At 77.0% G+C, this 868-nt stretch carries 1 protein-coding gene; it reads left to right on the top strand.

Annotated elements, in window-relative coordinates:
* Positions 1-766: bifunctional adenosylcobinamide kinase/adenosylcobinamide-phosphate guanylyltransferase (locus EHS43_RS45310; protein ID WP_148104376.1), on the top strand; the 766-nt coding region annotated here is incomplete at its 5' end.
* Positions 767-868: the final 102 nt, after the last annotated feature.

The raw sequence follows: 868 nt of genomic DNA, 5'->3' as shown, positions 1-868 counted from the left end.
GTCATACGACATGGTGCTCGCCGATGTCGTCCGGCGGCCGGACGCGCTCGCCCGGCTGCGGGCGGTGGGGGCGGTGGGGCCCACGACCGACGTGGTCGCGGTGCACGTGGACCACGACGTGCCGCCCGGCGCCGAGTTGCGGCGGCAACTGGCCGCTGCCGGGGCGCGGACCGTGCCCGACGGGACGACGCTGGCCGTCGGGGCCTACGAGGACGTACCGGACGTGCCGCGGCGGACGCTGGTGCTGGGCGGGGCGCGGTCCGGGAAGTCGGTGGAGGCCGAACGGCGGCTGGAGGCGTTCCCCGACGTGCTGTACGTGGCCACCGGCGGCTCGCGGGGCGGCGACACCGAGTGGGCCTCCCGGGTCGCCGCCCACCGGGAGCGGCGGCCCGGGTCGTGGCGTACGACGGAGACGTGCGACCTGGTGCCGCTGCTGAAGGACGAGGGGGCGCCGCTGCTGGTCGACTGTCTGTCGCTGTGGCTGACGGACGCGATGGACGCCGTGGGGGCGTGGGACGACGCGGAGTGGGCCGACGGCGGGGAGCGCGAACTGCGGGCGCGGATCCGGGAGTTGACGGAGGCGGTGCGGGAGACCCGGCGGACCGTGGTGGCCGTGTCGAACGAGGTGGGGTCGGGGATCGTGCCGGCCACCGCGTCCGGGCGCCGGTACCGGGACGAACTGGGGCGGCTGAACGCGGCGTTCGCGGGCGAGTGCGAACAGGTCGTGCTGGTGGTGGCGGGGCAGGCGACGGTCCTACGGGGCTGACGGCTCCTTGCGGGCGATCACCCGGTAGGCCCTCGCGAGGCGGGTGCCGGCGAGGAGGAGGGCCAGGGCGTGGTCCAGCGCTCCCGCGGCGCGGGCCGGGGG

Origin of the sequence: Streptomyces sp. RP5T (assembly GCF_003933965.1) — a bacterium.
Lineage (GTDB): Bacteria > Actinomycetota > Actinomycetes > Streptomycetales > Streptomycetaceae > Streptomyces.
Note: the sequence above shows the minus strand (reverse complement) of the source record. Positions and strands in the feature narration are given on the sequence as shown.